Below are 21,956 nucleotides of genomic sequence, written 5' to 3' on the forward strand. Positions count from 1 at the left end.
TAGATAGTACTTTTTTATGTTAATATATACTTATATATAAACAAAAACTAAAAAGGGGATACATAAAAAATGATTTAATGGATATTTCAGTAGTAGTAGATTATGTAAACAAATTTATTACAAAGGTTTTTTAAAACACAAAAAAACAAGTAAAGATTTTAGATTAAGAGCATCATCTATGCCAAAGTTTACACACGAGCTGTTAATAAAATGGATTTTAAAAAATAAATAAAGAAGTTTAATGAATAAAATTAAGTGTTTTAATACTATTAAATGATGGGAATTAATAAACTATACATTATAATTTAAATATATAAATTATCAAATAAAGGGGAAACAACATGGGGCACACAAATACTTTAGAAACTATAAAAGAAAAAAAAAGAATTAATATAATAGTTATACTTATAATATCGATATTCGTATTTGGAGGATATATTTTAAGACTTGTAGAACTTGCAAGTCCTAAGGCGATATTTGAATTGACAAATACCGATTTTATTAGGATATTTATCGCAATTTTATCTATGCTTGGTGTTTTAAGTTGCTTGTTATCTTATATGAGCAATAAAAAAGAAGAATTATTTATAATGTCACTTATGTACACTATGTTCTTTTTAGATATATGTATTTCAAATGCATTACATTACTTATATCCTAAATTACATGAATACTATGCAATAATAACATCTTTTATAAGAGTAACTATTGTATATATAGCAGTAAGTAATTTTAATCATTTAAAAGTTATTATTATAAATAATAAATTAAAATCATTTTTAATAATAACAATAATAACTTTAATATCTACATACATAGAGTATAATTATATACCTATATACAATTTAAGTGTAATTAAATTTTATAAGTACTACAATATATTTTTAGCTATATTATACATAATAATAGCTATTAAGTTTTTTGAAAAAAGTTTACATAAAAAAGAGTATATATACAGTGTAATTGGATCAAGTGCATTAATGTTTTCAATAAAATCTATATATGACTTTTATTATATATTAAATCCAAGTAAAGAAATAGCTTTAACATCATCTTCAACAATATTTTTAGGATTTATAATTTTTATACTTGGATTATTCATTGAACTTAGCCAAAGTATAAAAATAAATAAAATTTTAGATCAACAGCGAAGTCTATTTATAAAAATTATTGATGAAAATAAGCATAGTAATATTATAATTTGTGATGATAACTACAATATAATATATAAAAATACAAAAACTTTAAAAGATATGAAAGAAAGTAAGTATTTTAATAACTTAGAAATAAAAATAGGGAATAAATTTGATATAGAAAAAATATATAAAGGTGAATTAAATATTCATGAGATTGAATATGAAATATCAAAACTTGGATGCTATAGCAAGGATATATATATTAAAGATATAGATAAGATATTAGATATTTCAATACAGGTATTTGAAATATGTAATAAAAAATATAGAGTTTTAACAATAAAAGATGTATCAGAAAAATATGAATTAGAAAAAGCTTTATTAGAATATGAAAAAATTAAACAAGAGGATATAATAAAAAATGAATTTTTCTCAAATATAAGTCATGAATTAAAAACGCCTTTAAATATAATATATTCAGCTAATCAATTATTAGGTGTTAGTGTACAAAAAAGTAATTTTAAAGAGATATATATAAAATATAAAGATTGTTTAGATATAAATTGCAAGAGAATGCTTAGATTAATAGACAATATAGTTGATATTACAAAACTTGATGTAGGATTTAAATATCCAGAATTTGATAATTATGATGTAGTAAAAATTGTTGAAGATATGACCTTATCTGTTGCAAGCTATGCAAATATAAAAGGTATTGAGGTTTTATTTGATACAGATGTAGAAGAACTTGATATCAAGTGTGATCCAGATATGTTAGAGCGAATAGTCTTAAATTTACTTTCTAATGCTATAAAATTTAGCGAAGAAGGAGGAAGTATTTTAGTTGAAATATTTAGCGATGAAACTTGGGTTGGTATAAAAGTAAAAGATGATGGAATAGGAATTCCACTTAATATTCAAGATAAAATATTTGATAGATTTGTGCAAGGGGACAAGTCTATGAGAAGAAAAAAAGAAGGTAGTGGAATAGGCCTTAGTTTAGTTAAGTCACTTGTAGAATTGATGGATGGAAAAATATATTTACAAAGTGATGGTAAAAATGGTACAGAGTTTACTGTTTTACTTCCTAACAAATTGGTTGAAGAAGAAGATAAAAAAGTGCATAAAGATTATCATGTTGATTTACAAAGAATACAATTAGAACTTTCAGACATATATGAGTTGTATAAAGATGAATATGATAAATAAATTATTTATAAAATCTATAGTTGAGACTTCAGCTATAGATTTTATCTATTTTACACTATAATAAATTTAACATATAATGAATTCAAGAAAATTTGGAAAAATTTGCTTGACTATTTGATATAAAGGGAGATAGAGATGGAACTAAAATTAGACATATACGATAGTTCATTTAAACACATAAAAAATATTGAAAACAATTTATACGAAACGACAACACAACTATGTGTAGCGAGAGAAGAAGCTTTTGCATTTCAAGTTATGTTAAAAAGTGATGAAAAATTCTTTTGTCAATTAGGAAATATAAACGATATTCATTATCTAGGTCTTAATAATAAAATAAGAATAGATATAGAACTAGAAGAAAGTTTAAAAAACAACTTTAAAATGTCTTTTTTGGGATATATACAAAATGATATTAAAGAATATATAGGCGATCAAATATTAAATCAAAACTATATGTATATAGAAGAAGATCAAATGATATGGATAGATGGTAAAATACCTAAAGATTTTAACAAAGACTATATACAAGTAAAGGTAAAAGCTTACTATACAAGTGGATATGAAACAGAAACTTTATTAAAAGAAGAAATTGTAAAAATAGAAGTATTAAACCACATAGTAAAACCAGTAAAAGAAAGTGAGTTTTTCTTAGATTTATGGCAACATCCATGTAACTGGGCTCGTTACTATGAAGTACCGTACTATAGTGAACAACATTTTACTATATTAGATAACTTCTTAGAAAAAATGTCAGACTTAGGACAAAAAGTAGTAGACTTAATAGTAACTGATTACCCATGGGCAGGGCAAAGATGTTATGAAGTACATGAGAATGCGAACAATTTATTTGAAATGAACATAGTTAAAGTATTAAAAAAAGATGGAGAAGTACTATGTGATTTTTCAAATTTAGATAAATATATAGATTTATGCTTTAAGCATAAAATAAATAAAGAAATAAATTTATTTGGACTTGTAGGAAACTGGGATGCTTTTAAATTTGGAAGTCCGCTAGAGGATTACAAAGATGCTATAAGAATCAACTATTATGATGAAGATAGAAAAGTTTTTGATTATATAAAAGATAAAACTGATTTTGCTAAATATTTAAATTTGCTATTTAGTCACTTAGAATCTAGAGGTTTACTAGATATAACCAAAATCATAGTAGATGAGCCAGACAACATAGAAGTATTTAATGAAAATGTAGATTTTATAAAGAAAAGTTCAGGAAATAAAGATATAAAATATAAATGTGCAATACATCACCAAGAGTTTTTTGAAAAGTGTGAGATAAACATAGAAAACTTATCTTTAAATACTTGTGAGCTTATAAATAACATAAATAAGTTAGATGAAATTAAAAAGAAATTAGAAGATAGAGGCGGATATTTTACTTGGTATTCTTGTTGTTTTCCTGATAAGTTAAATGTATTTTTAGATTCACCATTGATAGAATCAAGACTTAAAGGATGGTTTACATATTATTTTAATTTAGATGGTTTTTTAAGATGGGCTTATGGTGTTTGGCCAGAAGATCTATTTAAAAATGCCAGTTATAAAAAAGAAAAATGGAAAGCTGGAGATATGTTTTTAGTTTATCCAGGCAAAGATATGAAGCCTATGGATTCTGTAAGATGCAGAAACTTATTATTTGGAATACAAGACTTTGAAATACTTAAAAGTATGGAAGCTAAATTAGGTAAAGAAGTTATAAATAAAGAAATAGAAAGATTATTAGGAAAAAAATCTAAAATGAAGTTTTTAGGTGAAAGAGATATAAAAATGAACTACTCTATAAGCCATGGAGAGTATATGACTTTAAGAAAAAATCTAATTAATAGAGTTAATCCAAGAAGTGCAAAGCCAGAAGAGTTTGAAAGTGTTATAAATCTTATAAATAAAGTCTTTAGAGACTTAAGAGGACATAAACCAACTATGCAACAAGAGTTTCCTTTACTACTAAATAAAAATAATGTAGACAACATGATAGTAATTTCAAAAGACGATAAGATTGTTTCAGATGTAAATTATCTTATACAAGATGTAACTATTCAAGGAAATGACATAAAAGTTGCAGCAATAGGAGCTGTATGTACAGATCCAGATTATGAAGGAAATAGATATTCATCTACTATTTTAGATTATGTTGAAGAAAAAATGTTCAATGGCAGTGTAGATATGGTTAGTATTTCAGGGACAAGAACTTTATACACAAGAAGAAATTGTAGTTTAGTTAAAAATTGCTACAAGTATACAACTTATCCTAAAGATATAGTTATTGATTTAGAAGTAAAAGAATATGACGAAACCTACTTAAACGAAATGATTGAAATATACAATCAAAATAGCACTAGATTTTTAAGAACTAAAAATCAATTTGAAGTTTTATTAGAAAGTGCAACAATACCTTGGGGTAACTTTACTTATAAAAAGTTAGTAGTTTTAAAAGAAAATAAATTAATTGGATATATAGTTTTAAGAATAATAAATGAAGAAATTTTGATTGGAGAGATTAGAGAAATATATATAAATTCTAAATATAACTATGAAGTAGTCCAATATATTGCAAATAAGTATAATTTAGAGTATATAGTTCAAAGTGTACATATAAAAGATTTTATAAATCAACCTGACAACTTTGATAAAAAAGAATTATCTTATTTAGATGGAAGTATAAAGATAATAAATTATGAAAAGTTATGTAGAAATTTAAATGGTTATTTTAAACAATATGTAGATGAAGATTTTGTAGATGAAATTGAATTTAAAACTATAGATAAAAAGTACATTATCAGATACAAGGATGAAGAATTGATTATAGATGATATTGATAAATTAAATAAACTATTCTTAGAAGGTAAAGAAGTTGTTGAAAATGAACTTGAAGACTTAAAAAATATAAGTAAGTTTATTAAATCAGTATTTCCTATAAATTTTGTATGGACTTCAAATTTAAATTATCAATAAATATAATATAAAATTAACTTTTTAACTATATTGCAAATAGTTGTATGGGGAAATATGGTATTATCTAAATGGTCTAGAAAGTATAGCATATAAATGAGATATAATACCATGACATTAAGTTTTAAAGCATTTTCAATATTCATTGTATCTAGCCTAATTATATACAGGAGTTATGAATTTATAAAAAGTAGAAATCTAAAAGTTTTTAAAGAAGTTAAAATTACTTTATTTACTTTGTATATATTAATACTACTATTTTTTACATTATTTAAATTCCCATATTTAGAATTCATAAACCCATTTGACACATATATGTATAAAATAGAAGGCTTAAGAGGTTTAATAAACATAATACCTTTTAAAGAAACGATAGAAACTTTAAGTGATAACTCAATACCTATAATGAATCCTATAAGAAATATAGTAGGAAATATATTGATATTTATACCTTTAGTTTTTTTTATACCTATAATAAATCCTAATTTTAAAAAAATAGTTAAAGTTACATTGATAGGTTTTTTCGCATCTTTAAGTATAGAAATACTACAAATATTTACAATGGGAAATGTATGCGATATAGATGATGTTATTTTCAATACTATAGGAGCACTTATAGGAATAGTTATATATAAGCTTTTTATAAAGTTGAAAAAAACAAAATTATAAGGAGATAAAATAAAAACTATAAAAAAATAAATATAAATAATAAAACACACAGTACGAAGCATATAATTATTAAAAATGGATGTTTTAAATTGTGTGTTACATTTTACCATAAAAGAAATGTATTATCTAATATTAGATAATACATTTCTTTTATGGTAAAATGTAACAAGGAACGATAATTAATCCTAAAAATCCATCTAAAAAGACAAATATAGACAAAAATACAACAAAAATAATGGGGTGATAGGTATGATGGACATTTTCAATATAGGAATTGATGTTGGATCAACTACAGTAAAAGTAGTTGTATTAGATAAAAACAAAAACATAGTATTTAAACAATACAAAAGACATTTATCAGATATAAAAAAAGCTGTTACAGAAGTATTAAGTGATACTTATGAAGTTATTGGAAATAAAAGTGTATCTATAGTTATAACTGGTTCAGGTGGAATGAATTTAGCAAATGATTTAGGTGTAGAATTTGTTCAAGAAGTAATAGCTAGTACAAAAGCTATTGAAAACTATAATCCAGAAACAGATGTAGTTATAGAATTAGGTGGAGAAGATGCAAAGATAATTTATTTAACAAATGGCATAGAACAAAGAATGAATGGAATATGCGCAGGTGGAACAGGATCATTTATAGATCAAATGGCAACACTTTTAAAAACAGATGCTAGTGGACTAAATGAATTAGCAAAAAATTATAAAAATATATACAATATAGCTGCAAGATGTGGAGTTTTTGCAAAAACTGATATACAACCGCTTATAAATGAAGGTGCTAGAAAAGAAGATATAGCAATGAGTATTTTCCACGCTGTAGTAGTTCAAACAATTAGTGTTTTAGCTTGTGGAAGAAAGATACAAGGAAAAGTAGCATTTTTAGGAGGACCATTATACTTTTTATCACAGTTAAGAAAAGCATTTATAGATGTACTTAATTTAAAAGATGAAGATATTGTATTCCCAAAAGATGCTCAATTATATATAGCTATGGGAGCCGCGCTATCATGTAAAAATGAAACTATTATGCTAAGTGATTTACTATCAAAATTAAAAAATTCAAATTATGATGAAAGCAAAGATAGTAGTGGTCTTAAGCCTTTATTTGAAAATGAAAAAGTTTACATAAACTTTAAAGAAAGACACGATAAAAATATTGTAAAAACTAAGGACATATCTAATTATAGTGGAAATTGCTTTTTAGGAATTGATGCAGGATCAACAACTACAAAAGTTGCATTAGTTGATGAAGATGGAAATTTATTATATTCAGATTATAAAAGCAATGAAGGTAATCCGCTAGATTCTACTATAAATATTTTAAATAAAATATATGATATTTTACCACCTACAGCAAAAATAGTTAATTCTGCAGTTACAGGTTATGGAGAAGCATTACTTCAAAAAGCTTTAAAAATTGATATCGGAGAAATAGAAACAATAGCACATTATAAAGGGGCTAAATTTTTCTCACCTAATGTAGATTTTATATTAGATATCGGTGGCCAAGATATGAAGTGTCTTAAAATAAATAATGGAGTTATAGAGACAATAATATTAAATGAAGCTTGTTCTTCTGGATGTGGATCTTTTTTAGAAACTTTTGCAAAATCATTACAATTAGACATAAAAGAATTTTCAGAAAAGGCACTATATTCTAAAAATCCAGTAGATTTAGGTTCAAGATGTACGGTTTTTATGAACTCAAGAGTAAAGCAAGCACAAAAAGAAGGGAATTCAGTAAATGATATAAGTGCAGGGCTTTCTTATTCAGTTATAAAAAATGCATTATATAAAGTTATAAAAGTAAAATCAAAAGAAGATATAGGTGAATTTCCTGTAGTACAAGGTGGAACTTTTTATAATGATGCTGTTTTAAGAGTGTTTGAAATATTAACTGATAGAGAAGTCGTAAGACCTAATATTGCCGGAATAATGGGAGCTTTTGGAGCTAGTATTATTGCAAAAGAAAAATATGAAAAAGGATATGAAACATCTTTATTAAATAAAGAATCTATTAATTTAATAAAATTAAAAATAACTACTACTAGATGTAAAAAATGTTCTAACAACTGTTTATTAACTATAAATAGTTTTGGAAATGGGGATAAATTCATATCAGGAAATAGATGTGAAAGAGGAGTAGGATTAGAAAAAGCAGAAAACAAAAACATTAATTTATTTAAATACAAATATAAAAGAGTATTCAATTACGAAAGTCTAGACGCAAATCAAGCAAAACGAAAAGAAATAGGGATACCAAGAGTCTTAAATATGTATGAAGATTATCCACTATGGCATACAATACTTACAAATTTAGGATTTAGAGTTGTACTTTCTAGTAAATCTTCTAAAAATTTATATGAAAAAGGAATGGATTCAATTGCTTCAGAATCAGTTTGTTACCCAGCAAAGATGGTACATGGTCATATAAATGATTTAATAGAAAAAGGTATCAAAAATATTTTTTATCCATGCATAAGACATGAACACAAAGAATTTGAAAATGTAGATAACCATTTTAACTGTCCTGTAGTTATGTCTTACTCAGAAGTCATAAAAAACAATGTTAGCGAAATAAAAGAAAATAATATTAATTTTATGAATCCATTTTTACCTATGAACAATAAAAACGCATTAAAGAAAAAATTATATGAAGAACTAAATAAAATTAAAAATTATGATAAAGAATTTATAGAAATAAGCAAAGAAGAAATAAATAAAAGTGTAGAACTAGGATTTAAAGAGTATGATAAGTTTAAAAAAGATATACAAAAAATGGGGGAAAAAGCTTTAAAACATATTGAAGAAAATAATATAAAAGGAATTGTTTTAGCTGGAAGACCATATCATATCGATCCTGAAATAAATCATGGAATACCAGATCTTATAAACTCTTTAGATATGGCTGTTTTAACAGAAGATAGCATATGCCATCTAGGAAAATTAGATAATTCTTTAAGAGTTGTTGACCAATGGGCATATCATTCAAGATTATATAGAGCAGCAAATTTTGTAAGTTCTAGAAATGATTTATCTCTTGTACAATTAAATTCATTTGGTTGTGGATTAGATGCAGTTACAACTGATCAGGTTCAAGAAATTTTAAATAGCGAAGGTAAGATATATACTTGCATAAAAATTGATGAAGGTAATAACTTAGGTGCAGCAAAAATAAGACTAAGATCCTTAAAAGCAGCTATAAAAGAAAGAGAAAAGAATAATATTGAAGGTATAAAAATTAAAAAAACATATACAAAAGGAAGCTTAAGTAAATCAATAAAAGAAAACTACAATATTTTAGTTCCTCAAATGTCACCTATACACTTTGAATTAGTAGAACATGGTGTAAAATCTTGCGGATATAATATGATTTTACTTAAAAGTTATGAAGGGGCTATTGAAGAAGGATTAAAATATGTAAACAATGATGCTTGTTATCCTGCAATAATTGTTATAGGCCAAATAATTAAAGCTCTTAAAAGTGGAAAATACGATTTAGACAAAACTTCTGTAGCAATAACTCAAACAGGTGGAGTTTGTAGAGCAACTAATTATATAGGGTTTTTAAGAAAAGCATTAAGTGATGCTGGCTATAAAGATATTCCTGTAATATCATTATCAGTAAATGGAGATGAAAAAAGTAATTTATATAGTGTATTTTCATTGAGTCTTATAAATAAAGTTTTAATGGGTGCTATTTATGGGGATTTACTTATGAAGGTTTTATATAGAGTAAGACCTTATGAAGTAGAAAAAGGAAGTGCTAATAAACTTTATCAAAAACATTTAGATATTTGTAAGAAAAGTTTAGAAAAAGGAAGTTTATCTCAATTTAAAGAAAATATATATAATATAGTTAAAGATTTTGATGAATTACCTATAACAGATGAGAAAAAACCTAGAGTAGGGTTAGTAGGAGAGATTTTAGTTAAATTCCATCCATTAGCAAATAATAATATTGTAGATATATTAGAACAAGAAGGTGCTGAGGCAGTTGTTCCAGAACTTATAAATTTCTTTTTAAGTTGTGCGTTTAATACCTATTATAAAGCTGACAATTATTTAGATAAAAAATATAAAAAACTTTGTGGAAAGCTTACTATAAATGCTATAGCAATGTACCAAAAACATTATATGAAAGCTTTAAAAAATAGTAAAAGATTTAGTATGCCAAAAAATATTGAAGCTTTAGGAAAAACAGCTTCAAAAGTTATTTCTCTTGGAAATCAAGCAGGAGAAGGATGGCTTTTAACTGCAGAAATGATGGAACTTATTGAAAGTGGTGTGAAAAATATTATATGTATGCAACCTTTTGCTTGCCTACCAAATCATATAACTGGAAAAGGTGTAATAAAAGAGCTTAAGAGAGTTTATTCTAATATAAACATTGTACCTATTGATTATGATCCAGGAGCTAGTGAGGTTAACCAATTAAATAGAATTAAACTGATGTTGTCTACTTCGTTTAGAAACTTAAATGAAGAAGATACAAAGTCACAAATCTTAACAACAAGCACAGTTTAAGATATATATTAAATTTTTAAAGTACTATATAATAGGAGTGCTATAAAATGAATGAAAATTATAAATTATGTGAACTAAAAGGTGCATGGATAGCGACAGTTTACGGTATAGATTGGCCAAAAACACAAAATAATATAGATGCTCAAAAACAAGAATTCATAGAAATTTTAGATAAATTACAAAGTCTAAAATTTAATTCTGTGTTTGTTCAAATTAGACCTACATCAGATACTTTTTATAAATCAAAAATAAATCCATGGTCAAAATATATTACAGGAACACAGGGGAAAAATCCTGGATATGATCCACTTGAATTTTTTATAAAAGAAACACATAAAAGAAATATGAAGTTTCATGCTTGGCTAAACCCATACAGAATAACTACGCAAGGAATAAATTTAGATGATTTATCAAATAATCATCCAGCAAAATTAAATCCAAGTTGGGTACTGTCATATAATAATTCACTTTTTTATGATCCTAAAAATTTAGAAGTTATAAATTATATAGCTACAACTATTTTTGAAATAGTATCAAATTACAATATAGATGGCATCCACTTTGATGATTATTTTTATCCATACAACTATCCATTACCACAAGGCGAAGATAAGGATGGGGTACTTGCTAATTCTAGGCGTGAAGCTGTAAATAATATGATTAGATTAGTAAATAAAGTTATAAAATCAACAAATCCATGCGTTTTATTTGGAATAAGTCCTTTTGGAGTATGGAAAAATAAAAGTAGTGATATTAAGGGATCAGAAACTAACAATTTAGAAAGTTACTATAGTTTATATGCAGATACTTTAAGTTGGATAAAGGAAGAGATTATAGATTATATAGCGCCACAAATTTACTGGACTATAAAAGATAAAAATAGTCCATATGAAGTTTTAGTAAAATGGTGGTCAGATGTAGTAAAATGTACGAATGTTAAACTGTATATAGGGCAAAACATAAGTGATATAGATATAGTAAAGCAAATAGATAAACAAATAAATATAAATAGAAAATATAAAGAAGTTAAAGGAAGTATATTTTTTGGAATGAAAAACATACTGAATAATACCGAAAATATAACAGAAAAGTTATTTAATGATATATATTTATAAAATACTTATATTAATAAGGAACTAAGGTTTATAAAAATACTCATAGGTTATAACTTATGAGTGTTTTTTATACTACTACACCAACTACCTACATAGTAAACTTATTTGTAATATCAAGAAAACTACAAATAAATGGCTTTTGATATAAGAATTTTTAAAAATTTTTCTTTATAAATTTCTTAATTTTGTAATTACATTAAAAATATAATTGTTGGGGGATTTATGGCTAGTTATTAAATTTGATTTGAATTTTTATGTAAAAATTTGAGAACAATTAAAAAAATATGGTATTATAAATACATAAAGCAAAAGGAGATGAATATTATGCTAGATTTTGAGTTTTATAATCCAACTAAAATCGTCTTTGGAAAAGATAAAATAGAAAAATTAAACGATCTTGTTGATAAAGATGCTAGAGTATTAATTCTTTATGGTGGAGGAAGTATCAAAAAGTTTGGTACTTTAGATAAAGTAAAAGAAGCTTTAAAAGGTCGTGAAATATTTGAATTCTCAGGAATAGAACCAAATCCTAAGTACGAAACGTTAATGAAAGCAGTAGAAGTAGTAAAAAAAGAAAATATAAACTTTTTATTAGCTGTTGGTGGTGGATCTGTAATGGATGGAACAAAGTTTGTAAACTTAGCAGCTAATTATGATGGTGAAGACAAAACAGATTTATTAAAATATGGATTTACACCAGTACCAGTTTCAAAAGGATTACCTATAGGAACTGTAGTTACTTTACCTGCAACAGGTTCAGAAATGAACGGAGGGGCAGTTATTAGTTACGATGGTGGAAAATTCTCAGTAAGAAGTCCATTATCATTTCCGAAATTTTCAATACTAGACCCAACATTAACATATACATTACCAAAAACACAAGTTGCAAATGGTGTTGTTGATACTTTTATACATGTACTTGAACAATATGCTACATATCCAGTAGATGCAAGATTCCAAGATAGAACAGCGGAAGGTATTTTAAAAACTTTAATAGAAATAGGAAGAAAAACTATAGATAATCCAACTGATTATGATGCAAGAGCAAATCTTGTCTGGTGTGCAACTATGGGACTTAACGGACTTATAGCTGCTGGAGTACCACAAGATTGGACAACTCATAAAATAGGACATGAATTAACTGCTATATATGGAATAGACCATGCTAAAACCTTAGCCACTATACTTCCAGCACTTTGGGAAGTTAGAAGAAAAGAAAAAGGAGCTAAGATAGTTCAATATGCTGAACGTGTTTGGGACATAAAAGAAGGTAGCGATGATGAAAAAATTGACTTAGCTATAAGTAAAACTCGTGAATTCTTTGAAAGCTTAGATATGCCAACTCATTTATCTAAATATGGACTTACAAAAGATGATGTAGATACTGTAGTAGATTCACTAAATCGTCATGGTATGACTAATTTATCAGAAACTGGTGATTTAGGATTAGATATAAGTCGTAAAGTAATTGAAAAAGCATTATAATTAAATGTTAAATAAAAACTACCAATCTGCTAAGATAAATAACATATTGGTAGTTTTTTATATATTTATTAATATCTTTTAGTTGAATCTAATTTTTCGGCCCAAATTTCTTCTAATTTTTTTAAATCCTCTTTAAAAGATTCTTTGCTTTGAGTGTCTTTTTTTTCTATTTCTTCCAAAACTTCAAATGTAAAGGAATTTGCACCAAACTCTTTCCAATCTTTGTTCATTTTAGGGTGCATACCCATATCTGTCTTTACACTAAAGTCAAATCTATTTTTAGTGCTTTTTAAATCTATATCATTCATTAATAGATACTTACCACTAATTGTATTTGTTATTTTATAAATTCCACCAGTAACAGGGCGTTCTTTATATTCCATAACAAATTCTTTTTTTCTTTTTTCTTTATTACTCATTTTTTCATCACCTACTTTATTATCATTAGCTTTTTTATTTTCTAAAGCTTTTTTCTTATTTCTACTTTTAATAACGTTAGAACAATTTCTACAAGAAGGAGTACAATATTTTTCTCTTTCACTTTTAGCTATAAAAGCACTTTTACAATATTCACATCTAGTTAATATATTATTTTCATCAGTCACTGCAAAAGCATATATAGTTTCTATAGTAGTTTTAAGCGAATCAAATTCCCATTCAATAATTGGCTTATCTAATACTCCTATAGTTATTCCTATTTTTTCTGCTTTAAATTTACCCGCCATAATAGTAACAGCTTCTGTTAAGTTAGCGTTTTTGTATATAAGTAGTTGGTTAATATGTGTAGAGATATTTTTCGCAAAATCTAAAATCCAATCTACTTCTTCACAGTAAAATCTTGAAAATACAAGGTCTAATATAAGTGGTCTTTTACCATAAAATTTAGGAGAATCTTCTAACTTATGTACTGTTAAGTGTTTACCCATTTTTCTAATATATAATTCTTCTTCTTCACAAAATGGTAAGAATAAATCAAGGTATTTATCTACGTCCATAATACCTTCTTTTTTTATACAGTTGTTTTCTACAAAAAGTACCTTTTCTTCACCTATTATGTTTCTATTGTAAACACTAGAAGCTATTAAACCTAATAAACCATATTTTTTTGCAAATACTATTAATTTATTTTCAATAGTACTTTTTTCAATAGATTTATCTAATGCAAAATCACCTAATTTTATTAAGTCAAAAACTAATTCATTTGCATTATCAAAAGGATTATACATAGTAAAGTAAGAAGATTCAATTGGGCAAATATATTTTTTTCCTTTTTTATTTTCTTTTATTTCGTAGTCGCTATACCTAATCCAATCGGATTTAAATTGCCCGATCAAGTTAATATTTTTTTTCATTGATCATCACCTTTTTCTATTGTTAATATATTTAATAGATTTAACTATTAACATAATAAATCTTTTTTTTTATATTGTCAAGTATACTTATAACTTTCAAATTAATTTAAAATAAGAAAAATAACATCGAAGAGTGGAGCAGTTGGCAGTTCGTTGGGCTCGTAACTCAAATGTTGCAGGTTCGAGTCCTGCCTTTGCAACCAATATGTAAAAAACTCTCATATCTTTTGATATAAGAGTTTTTTTATATAATAAACATAGCAACTATAGTAGTAACAATTAAGCCAGTTCCAACAGGAATCAAATTTCTCTTTGCTAGTTCTATAGGGTCAACACCACATATAGCTGATGAAGAAATAACAGCCCACGGAACTAAACAACCTCCACCTGTCCATATAGCACCAATTTGACCAAGAGCAGCTAAAGTTCCAACATTAACATCTACAGCATTACCAAATACTGAAGCAGTAGAACCAGCTAAAGCCATTCCTGAAAATCCAGATCCATCTAAACCAGTTATACAACCTACTATAGTCTCAATACCACAAACGATATATTTATTTAATGGGATAGCTTCAGATAAAGCAACACCTATATCAGATAACAAACCTTGTGAAGCTTGAGGAAGTACATCTCCTAAAAGGTTAGTTAAAGGAGCAACTTCACCCATATAGAAAAATGCACCTATTGGAATAATTACTGCAAATATTCTCATTCCAAATAAAAATCCATCAGTTATATTTTCACATATTTTATCTAAACTATTTTTACCGTGGTTTATTATATTTATAATAATTAATAAAAATATAGCTGTTCCTCCAAGCAGTGCAGTTGCATTTGAACCTTTTAACTCAAAAACTAACATAGCAATTATATCTAATAAAAATAAAATTAATACTAAAAATGTAGCTATTTTTGCTTTAATGTTAAATGTTTTTATGTTTATTTCTTTACTTTTACTTATTTCATTTTTAAACAATCCTTTTTTGATATCTTTTTTTAGCATATAAAAAGCTACACCTATGGTAACTATAGACATAACCCAAAATAAAATCATACCATTATTTATTACATCAGATACTTTTAAACCAGCAGCTCCAGAAGTTATACTAGGTGCACCTTGAATTATAAAATCAGTTGAAAGCGCAAATCCATGACCAAATAAATTAAGAGCTATGGCAACACCAATATTAGGAAGGCCAGATCTTACAGCTATAGGCAAAAATATTGAACCAACTAAAGCTACTGCTGGGCTAGGCCAGAAAAACCAAGAAAGTATTGTCATAGATATACCAACTGTAAAAAATGCAGTCGTTTCATTTTTGATTACTTTTAAAAATGGTTTAACCATATACTCTATAGCATAATTATCTTCCAAGGCTTTTGATAATGACACCATCATAGCAATTATCATTATAATAGGACCTAATTCCCCTAAAGATATTATTAAACCATCAAAAATAGCTCCAACTGATTTAGCTAAATTATTAGTGTAAAATAAAGCTAGACAAAATACACCAAGCATACAAGGTACGATTGTGTCTTTTTTCATTATCATAGCAATTAATATTATTAAGATAAAGAAAATGTAAATGTAATGGGCTCCTGTTAATATCATTATGCTTATCCCCCTTTTAAGTGATAGTTAATTATATGACATATAACCTTTATTAGTTACATACAAAAAATTAAGTAAGTTGAAATCATAAGTAGAAAATTATAAACTTATAATAGAAAATTTACTATTGACCTTTACCCAACGTAATCCTTTATTATTAAATTGTCAGGAGGTAGTTAAAATGGAATATACAATAAAGAAATTATCTGAAATAGCAGGAGTTAGTGCACGAACTCTTAGATATTATGATGAGATTAACTTGCTAAAACCATGTCGTATAAATTCATCAGGGTATCGTATATATGGCCAAAAAGAAGTAGACTTATTACAACAAATACTATTTTATAAGTCTATGGATATGAAGCTAGAAGATATACGAGAATTAATTTCAAATCCAAATTTTGATATAAATAATGCACTTAAAGAGCATTATAAAAAACTTATCTCTAGACGTGACCAACTTAATAAGCTTATATTAACTGTTGAAAAAACATTAGCGTATAATAAAGGAGAAATAGATATGTCAAATAAAGAAAAGTTTGAAGGATTTAAAAAAGAAAAATTAGAAGAAAACGAAGCTAAACACGGAAAAGAAATAAGAGAAAAGTACGGGAAAGAAACTATTGAAAAATCAAATAAGAAGTTTTTAAACTTAAGCGAAAAAGAATTTTCAAATATGCAACAAATAGAAGAAGACATGTTTGAAGCTTTAGAAGAACTTATAAAAACTCAAGATTTAGAAAGTAATGTTGCTAAAAAAGTATATGAAAAACATAAAGAGTGGTTATGTTATTCATGGCCGACAGATTCTAATGAATCACATAAAGGATTAGCTCAAATGTATGTAGATGATGAAAGATTTAAAAAATATTACAATGATAAAAAAGGACCAAAAGCAGCACAGACTTTAAGAGATGCAATTTTTAAATATGCAAAATAAAATATCAATATAAAAACCATATCTTAAGAGATATTGTTTTATTTAATAAAATAAAAAATGTTATAATATATTAAATATTATTTAAACTAGGAGAGAGCATTAAATGATAAGAAAGTTAGAAAATAAAGATATAAATATAATAATGGATATTTGGCTAAAAAGTACTATAAAAGCTCATAATTTTATAGATGAAAATTACTGGAGAAAAAATTATAACAATGTTAAAAATATTTATATTCCTATATCAGATACTTTTGTATATGAAGATAATGGTAGGATAAAAGGATTTATATCTATTATAAATAATGATTTTATAGGTGCATTATTTGTTGATGTTAATAGTCAAGGAATGGGAATAGGAAGTAAATTAATAGATTATGCAATTAGTATTTATGGGAATTTAAGTTTATCTGTATATAAAGATAATGAAAATGCATTTGCTTTTTATAAAAACAAAAATTTTAAAATTTTAAGTGAAGAGATAAATAAAGAAACAAAATTTTTAGAATATGTTATGAATCATTAAATTTTTTATAATTTCAAAAAATCCTAATAGAACTAAAAATAAAATGATTATAAATATAAATATAAATTAAAAAAACAATACAAAAATAAAGAATTTTGACAAAATTTTATATAAAATAAATCATTTACTTGAAACCTGATAAAAAAGTATATATTATTATAATGGACACTTTTTTATCAGGGGGGCAATAATGAATCAGATATATAGAGAAATTATAGAAGATAGCCCTATGGGTTATATGTATATAAAAGTAATAAATGATAATAAAGGTAGATATACAGGAGTAGAAGTTAGAGATTTTAATAAGTCATATGAAAAATTTTTTGGAAACCATGATGAAAATACAATCAATAAATACATATTAAATTGCATGCCAAGACAAGAGAAACTAGAATGGGAAAAAATATTTATAGAAGCAAATGAAAGTGAAAAATATACAAAAAAAGTATATGTAGAAAAGATAAATACACATTTTAGCATAGATATTTATCGTGTTGAAGATTATGAATTTCATATAATATTTAATAAAATTAGAAATAAGTATCTTAAATTACCTTCATTATTAAAAAAATCGTCATATATGACTTGGATTAAAGATAGAGATGGTGTATATGTAGACGTGAATGAAAAGTTTTTGGAATTTTTCAGTAAAACTTATAATGAAGTAATAGGAAAAACTGATTATGATATAATGCCTAAAAATTTTGCAAAGGAATTTACCATTCAAGATAACGATATCATCAAAAATAATAAACTAAATACATATGAAGATTTTATAAACTCAAATTTTAATAAAATTGGATATTTCCAAACTATTAAATGGCCATTTACTGAATATTATAATGATACAATTTTAGGTACTATAGGTATATCTATAGAGATGACTAATAAAGTTAAATTATTTAAAAATATAGAAAAAAATGAGAAAATATTTTTAGAGATTGCTAATAACATAGAAGATTCTATTATTATAATTGATAAAGAAAAGACTCAATATATAAGTCCTTCTTTTGAAAAGTATTTGGAACTCAATTAGGAGAAACGTATAACGATGTAGAAAAATGGCGTAAAAATGGGCATCAAATTGAATTTGAAACAATGCCTAAAAACTATGAATTTAAAGAGAGTTATAGCTTTACATTTAAAATAAAAAGAAAAGGAAAAGAAGAACAATGGATATTTGCTAAATTTGTACCTTTATTAGATGAAAATGGTAATGTAGTGAAAAAAATAGGCATACTAAGTGATATTACTCAAAATAAGAAGCTAGAATTAGAGTTAGAAAAATTAAGGATGGATTTTTTTGCTAATTTATCTCATGAACTTAGAACACCTATAAATGTAATAGCAAGCTCACTTCAAGTTCTTTATTTAAGAATGGATAAGTTAGATGATGGAAATTTTGAATATTTTAAAAAATATTTAAGAATAGTTGGGCAAAATACAAATCGTTTGTTAAAGTTGTAAATAATTTAATTGATACTACAAGATTAGATGCAGGGTGCTTTGCTTATGCACCTAAAAATAAGGATATTATAAGTTGTATTGAAAATATATGTTTATCTGTTTTTGAATTTGTAGAGTCTAATAAATTAAGTATAATATTTGATACAAATGTAGAAGAAAAGATAATTAGCTTTGATCAAGATAATATGGAAAGAATTATGTTAAATTTAATATCTAATGCTATAAAATTTAACAATCCAGGTGGAAAAATAGAAGTAACTGTAAATTGTAATGATAATATAAAAATAAGCGTTAAAGATAGTGGTATAGGTATACCTAAAGGAAAGTTAGAAAGCATATTCAAAAGATTTGAACAGGTAAAAGATAAATTAAAAAGAGAAAAAGAAGGCAGTGGGATAGGACTTACATTAGTTAAATCTTTAGTTGAAATGCATGGAGGAAGTATACATGTAAATAGTGTATTGGGAGAAGGTAGTGAATTTATAATTACTTTACCAGATCATTTAGTGGAAGATGAAAATTTAAACTTATGTGAATCGCCTAAGTGTTTAAGTAAGATAAATATGATGAATGTAGAATTTTCAGATATTTATACATTATAATTATAAAGTTAAAATATAAAAAGGACAGGTTATTAATAACCTGTCCTTTTTGTTTTAAAATACTAAATATTCAGAACTGAAACACATTATATTAAATATTAAATTATATGTAAAAAAATGTTATAATGTATACATTGATGCTTAGATTTCTAACGAATGTCAGAGAAATGGAGGTAATTATGAAAAATGCAATTAAGGTTTTCAAAAGAGATATAAAAAATCTAATAAAAAACCCAATAGCTTTAATAATAGTAACGGGTTTATGCTTTATACCATCTCTTTATGCTTGGATAAATATAAAAGCTTGTTGGAATCCTTACGAGAATACTAGCACAGTGCCAATTGCCATAGTAAATAATGATAAAGGTGCAAAATTAGATGGCAAAAACATAAACATAGGAAATGGTGTTATTAAAGAACTTAAAAAGAACAAATCAATTGGATGGAAGTTTGTAAACTCTAAACAAGGTAACGCAGGAGTTTTAGATGGAACTTATTACGCTATGATTGAAATACCTAGCAACTTTTCAAAGGATTTAACTAGTGTTAAAACTGGAAAACCTATAAAGCCAACTATCGTTTATAAGGTTGATACAAAATCGAATCCAGTTGCTGGGAAAATAACAGAAGTTGCAGAAGAAACTCTTGTAAATCAAATCAACTCAAACTTTATAGCTACTGTCAATAAAACTATCTTCTCATCATTAAATAAGTATGGGAAAGATATTGATGATAGTAAAGATAAGATAATAGAACTTAAAAAAGCTATAATACAACTTGATGAGCATATGGGTCTTATAAACTTTGCACTTGATAGTGTTAATAATAATTCTAAAAACTTGACTGAATTTTTAAAAAGTATACAAAGTACTCTTCCACAAGTAACAAATGGAATAAGTGCAGTATCTAATAGCAACTTAAACACTAGTGAGAATATAAGCAACATAAAAAATAATTTAAATGGATCACTTGATAATATTAAATCAACTTTAAACCAAATTAATAGTCAAAATGATCAAATAAAAGATATAGTAAATAATTTAAATAATTCAGATTCTATATCAAAAGAAACAATAGAATCAGCTATATCTCAAATTAAAAATCAGATAAATAGTAGTAAATCTCAAATAGATTCTATTATTAAGTATTTAAGTGATTTTAATAAAGTTAAGCCTAATGAAAATATAGATAAATTAATTGAGAGTTTAAACAAAATAAAAACTGGAATTAGCTCAGAACAAGATAGATTAGATTCACTTAAAGATCAATTAAATGATTCTAAAGAATCTATAAAAAGTACAATAGACTCTATAAACTCTACTGCGAATGATTTATCTAACAAAGTTAATAATTCTATAAATTTATATGATTCAAATGTTAGACCTGAACTAAACAAAACAGCAGATAGTTTAGTAACAGCAACATCTGATGCATCTAAATTAGTAGATAGTTCTAAAGGATTAGTACAAGCTGTTAATGACATGTTAGGATATGCATCAAAAGGAAGTAATTTAACAGCACAAATGTCTAAGGATTTAGATTCTAAATTAAATCAGTTTAAAGATACAATACATTTATTAAGTACAGAGCTAAAAAAAGTTAATGACAATGATTTAGATGCCATAATAGGAATACTTCAAAGTAAACCACAAGTTATGGGAAATTACATATCTAATCCATTTAACATAAAATCAGAACCAATTTATCCAATAGCAAATTACGGTTCTGGTATGGCACCTATATATACAACACTTGCTTTATGGGTTGGAGGATTAGTACTTACGTCACTTTTAACAACTGAAGCAGAAAAGTTTAATGAATTGACAATAAAAGAAAAATATATTGGTAAAATGATAACATTTGTATTCTTTGCAATGATACAAGGATTTATAGTAGGCATAGGTGATAAGTTTGTACTTGGAGTTCAAACTGAAAACTTAATGTTATTTATATTTACAACAGTATTTTCTTCAGCAGTATTTACTGTTATCTTATATAACTTAGTATCACTATTTGGAAATATAGGAAAAGCTATAGGTATAGTTCTTATGGTTATTCAGATAGCAGGATCTGGGGGAACTTACCCAATACAAGTAGACCCTTTAATATTTAGAATACTTCAACCATTTTTCCCTTTTACATATACACTAAGCAACTTAAGGGAAGCAATAGCGGGACCACTTTTAAGTACAGTTATGTTTAATGTTGTTGTATTAACAGGATTTGCGATTATAACAATACTTATAGGCTATTTCTTAAAAGAAAGACTTAATAGTGCTGTTAGAAAATTTGAAAAAGAATTTGAAGAATCTGGATTGTCAGAGTAATTAT

14 protein-coding genes, 1 tRNA gene and 1 pseudogene are annotated in these 21,956 nt (G+C 25.6%); 14 read left to right on the forward strand and 2 right to left on the reverse strand.

The annotated features are described in order from the left end of the window. Positions 1-341 precede the first annotated feature (341 nt). From H8891_RS04525 to H8891_RS04550, 6 genes are all read left to right on the forward strand, one after another. On the forward strand, positions 342-2,345 hold the full coding sequence (locus H8891_RS04525) for a sensor histidine kinase (RefSeq protein WP_187005376.1): 2,004 nt from the start codon (positions 342-344) through the stop codon (positions 2,343-2,345). Positions 2,346-2,480: 135 nt separating this feature from the next. Further along, entirely contained in the window at positions 2,481-5,318 is a 2,838-nt protein-coding gene (locus tag H8891_RS04530; RefSeq protein WP_187005377.1) for a GNAT family N-acetyltransferase, read from the forward strand. A gap of 93 nt (positions 5,319-5,411) precedes the next feature. Continuing rightward, on the forward strand, positions 5,412-5,984 hold the full coding sequence (locus H8891_RS04535) for a VanZ family protein (protein ID WP_187005378.1): 573 nt from the start codon (positions 5,412-5,414) through the stop codon (positions 5,982-5,984). 249 nt (positions 5,985-6,233) lie between these two features. Beyond that, positions 6,234-10,520: a 2-hydroxyacyl-CoA dehydratase gene (locus H8891_RS04540; protein WP_187005379.1), complete on the forward strand. Its 4,287-nt coding sequence runs from the start codon at positions 6,234-6,236 to the stop codon at positions 10,518-10,520. Positions 10,521-10,567: 47 nt separating this feature from the next. After that, entirely contained in the window at positions 10,568-11,635 is a 1,068-nt protein-coding gene (locus tag H8891_RS04545) for a glycoside hydrolase family 10 protein (RefSeq protein WP_187005380.1), read from the forward strand. A gap of 324 nt (positions 11,636-11,959) precedes the next feature. After that, on the forward strand, positions 11,960-13,120 hold the full coding sequence (locus H8891_RS04550; protein ID WP_147544575.1) for an iron-containing alcohol dehydrogenase: 1,161 nt from the start codon (positions 11,960-11,962) through the stop codon (positions 13,118-13,120). A 68-nt stretch (positions 13,121-13,188) separates the two neighbouring features. Here H8891_RS04550 and H8891_RS04560 read toward each other — a convergent pair whose 3' ends face one another. Continuing rightward, on the reverse strand, positions 13,189-14,472 hold the full coding sequence (locus H8891_RS04560) for a GIY-YIG nuclease family protein (RefSeq protein WP_243207763.1): 1,284 nt from the start codon (positions 14,470-14,472) through the stop codon (positions 13,189-13,191). A 127-nt stretch (positions 14,473-14,599) separates the two neighbouring features. Here H8891_RS04560 and H8891_RS04565 point away from each other — a divergent pair. Continuing rightward, positions 14,600-14,675: transfer RNA gene (locus tag H8891_RS04565), tRNA-Thr, on the forward strand. A 41-nt stretch (positions 14,676-14,716) separates the two neighbouring features. On the opposite strand, the gene H8891_RS04570 is transcribed toward H8891_RS04565, so the two are convergent. Next, complete coding sequence (locus H8891_RS04570; RefSeq protein ID WP_187005381.1) at positions 14,717-16,090, reverse strand: hypothetical protein; 1,374 nt, start codon at positions 16,088-16,090, stop codon at positions 14,717-14,719. Between the two features lie 181 nt (positions 16,091-16,271). Here H8891_RS04570 and H8891_RS04575 point away from each other — a divergent pair, with 181 nt between their 5' ends. The 7 genes and pseudogenes from H8891_RS04575 to H8891_RS04600 all read left to right on the forward strand — a co-directional run bounded on the left by H8891_RS04575 (position 16,272) and on the right by H8891_RS04600 (position 21,952). Further along, the gene (locus tag H8891_RS04575) at positions 16,272-17,030 is read left to right on the forward strand and encodes a MerR family transcriptional regulator (protein ID WP_187005382.1); all 759 of its coding nucleotides are present in this window, start codon (positions 16,272-16,274) and stop codon (positions 17,028-17,030) included. A gap of 103 nt (positions 17,031-17,133) precedes the next feature. After that, the gene (locus tag H8891_RS04580) at positions 17,134-17,556 is read left to right on the forward strand and encodes an N-acetyltransferase (RefSeq protein WP_187005383.1); all 423 of its coding nucleotides are present in this window, start codon (positions 17,134-17,136) and stop codon (positions 17,554-17,556) included. Between the two features lie 190 nt (positions 17,557-17,746). Then, on the forward strand, positions 17,747-18,592 hold the full coding sequence (locus tag H8891_RS04585; RefSeq protein ID WP_187005384.1) for a PAS domain-containing protein: 846 nt from the start codon (positions 17,747-17,749) through the stop codon (positions 18,590-18,592). A 41-nt stretch (positions 18,593-18,633) separates the two neighbouring features. Beyond that, positions 18,634-18,735, forward strand: a pseudogene (locus H8891_RS15220) (hypothetical protein); the annotation flags it as partial. After that, positions 18,733-19,023, forward strand: a complete 291-nt coding sequence (locus tag H8891_RS15685; RefSeq protein ID WP_408637161.1) for a histidine kinase dimerization/phospho-acceptor domain-containing protein — start codon at positions 18,733-18,735, stop codon at positions 19,021-19,023. The pseudogene H8891_RS15220 and the gene H8891_RS15685, both read left to right, overlap by 3 nt. A 185-nt stretch (positions 19,024-19,208) precedes the next feature. Then, the gene (locus H8891_RS04595; RefSeq protein ID WP_187005386.1) at positions 19,209-19,625 is read left to right on the forward strand and encodes a sensor histidine kinase; all 417 of its coding nucleotides are present in this window, start codon (positions 19,209-19,211) and stop codon (positions 19,623-19,625) included. Between the two features lie 179 nt (positions 19,626-19,804). Next, positions 19,805-21,952, forward strand: coding sequence for a YhgE/Pip domain-containing protein (locus H8891_RS04600; RefSeq protein ID WP_187005387.1), 2,148 nt, complete (start codon positions 19,805-19,807; stop codon positions 21,950-21,952). Positions 21,953-21,956 lie beyond the last annotated feature (4 nt).

Source organism: Paeniclostridium hominis, assembly GCF_014306135.1.
Lineage (GTDB): Bacteria > Bacillota > Clostridia > Peptostreptococcales > Peptostreptococcaceae > Paraclostridium > Paraclostridium hominis.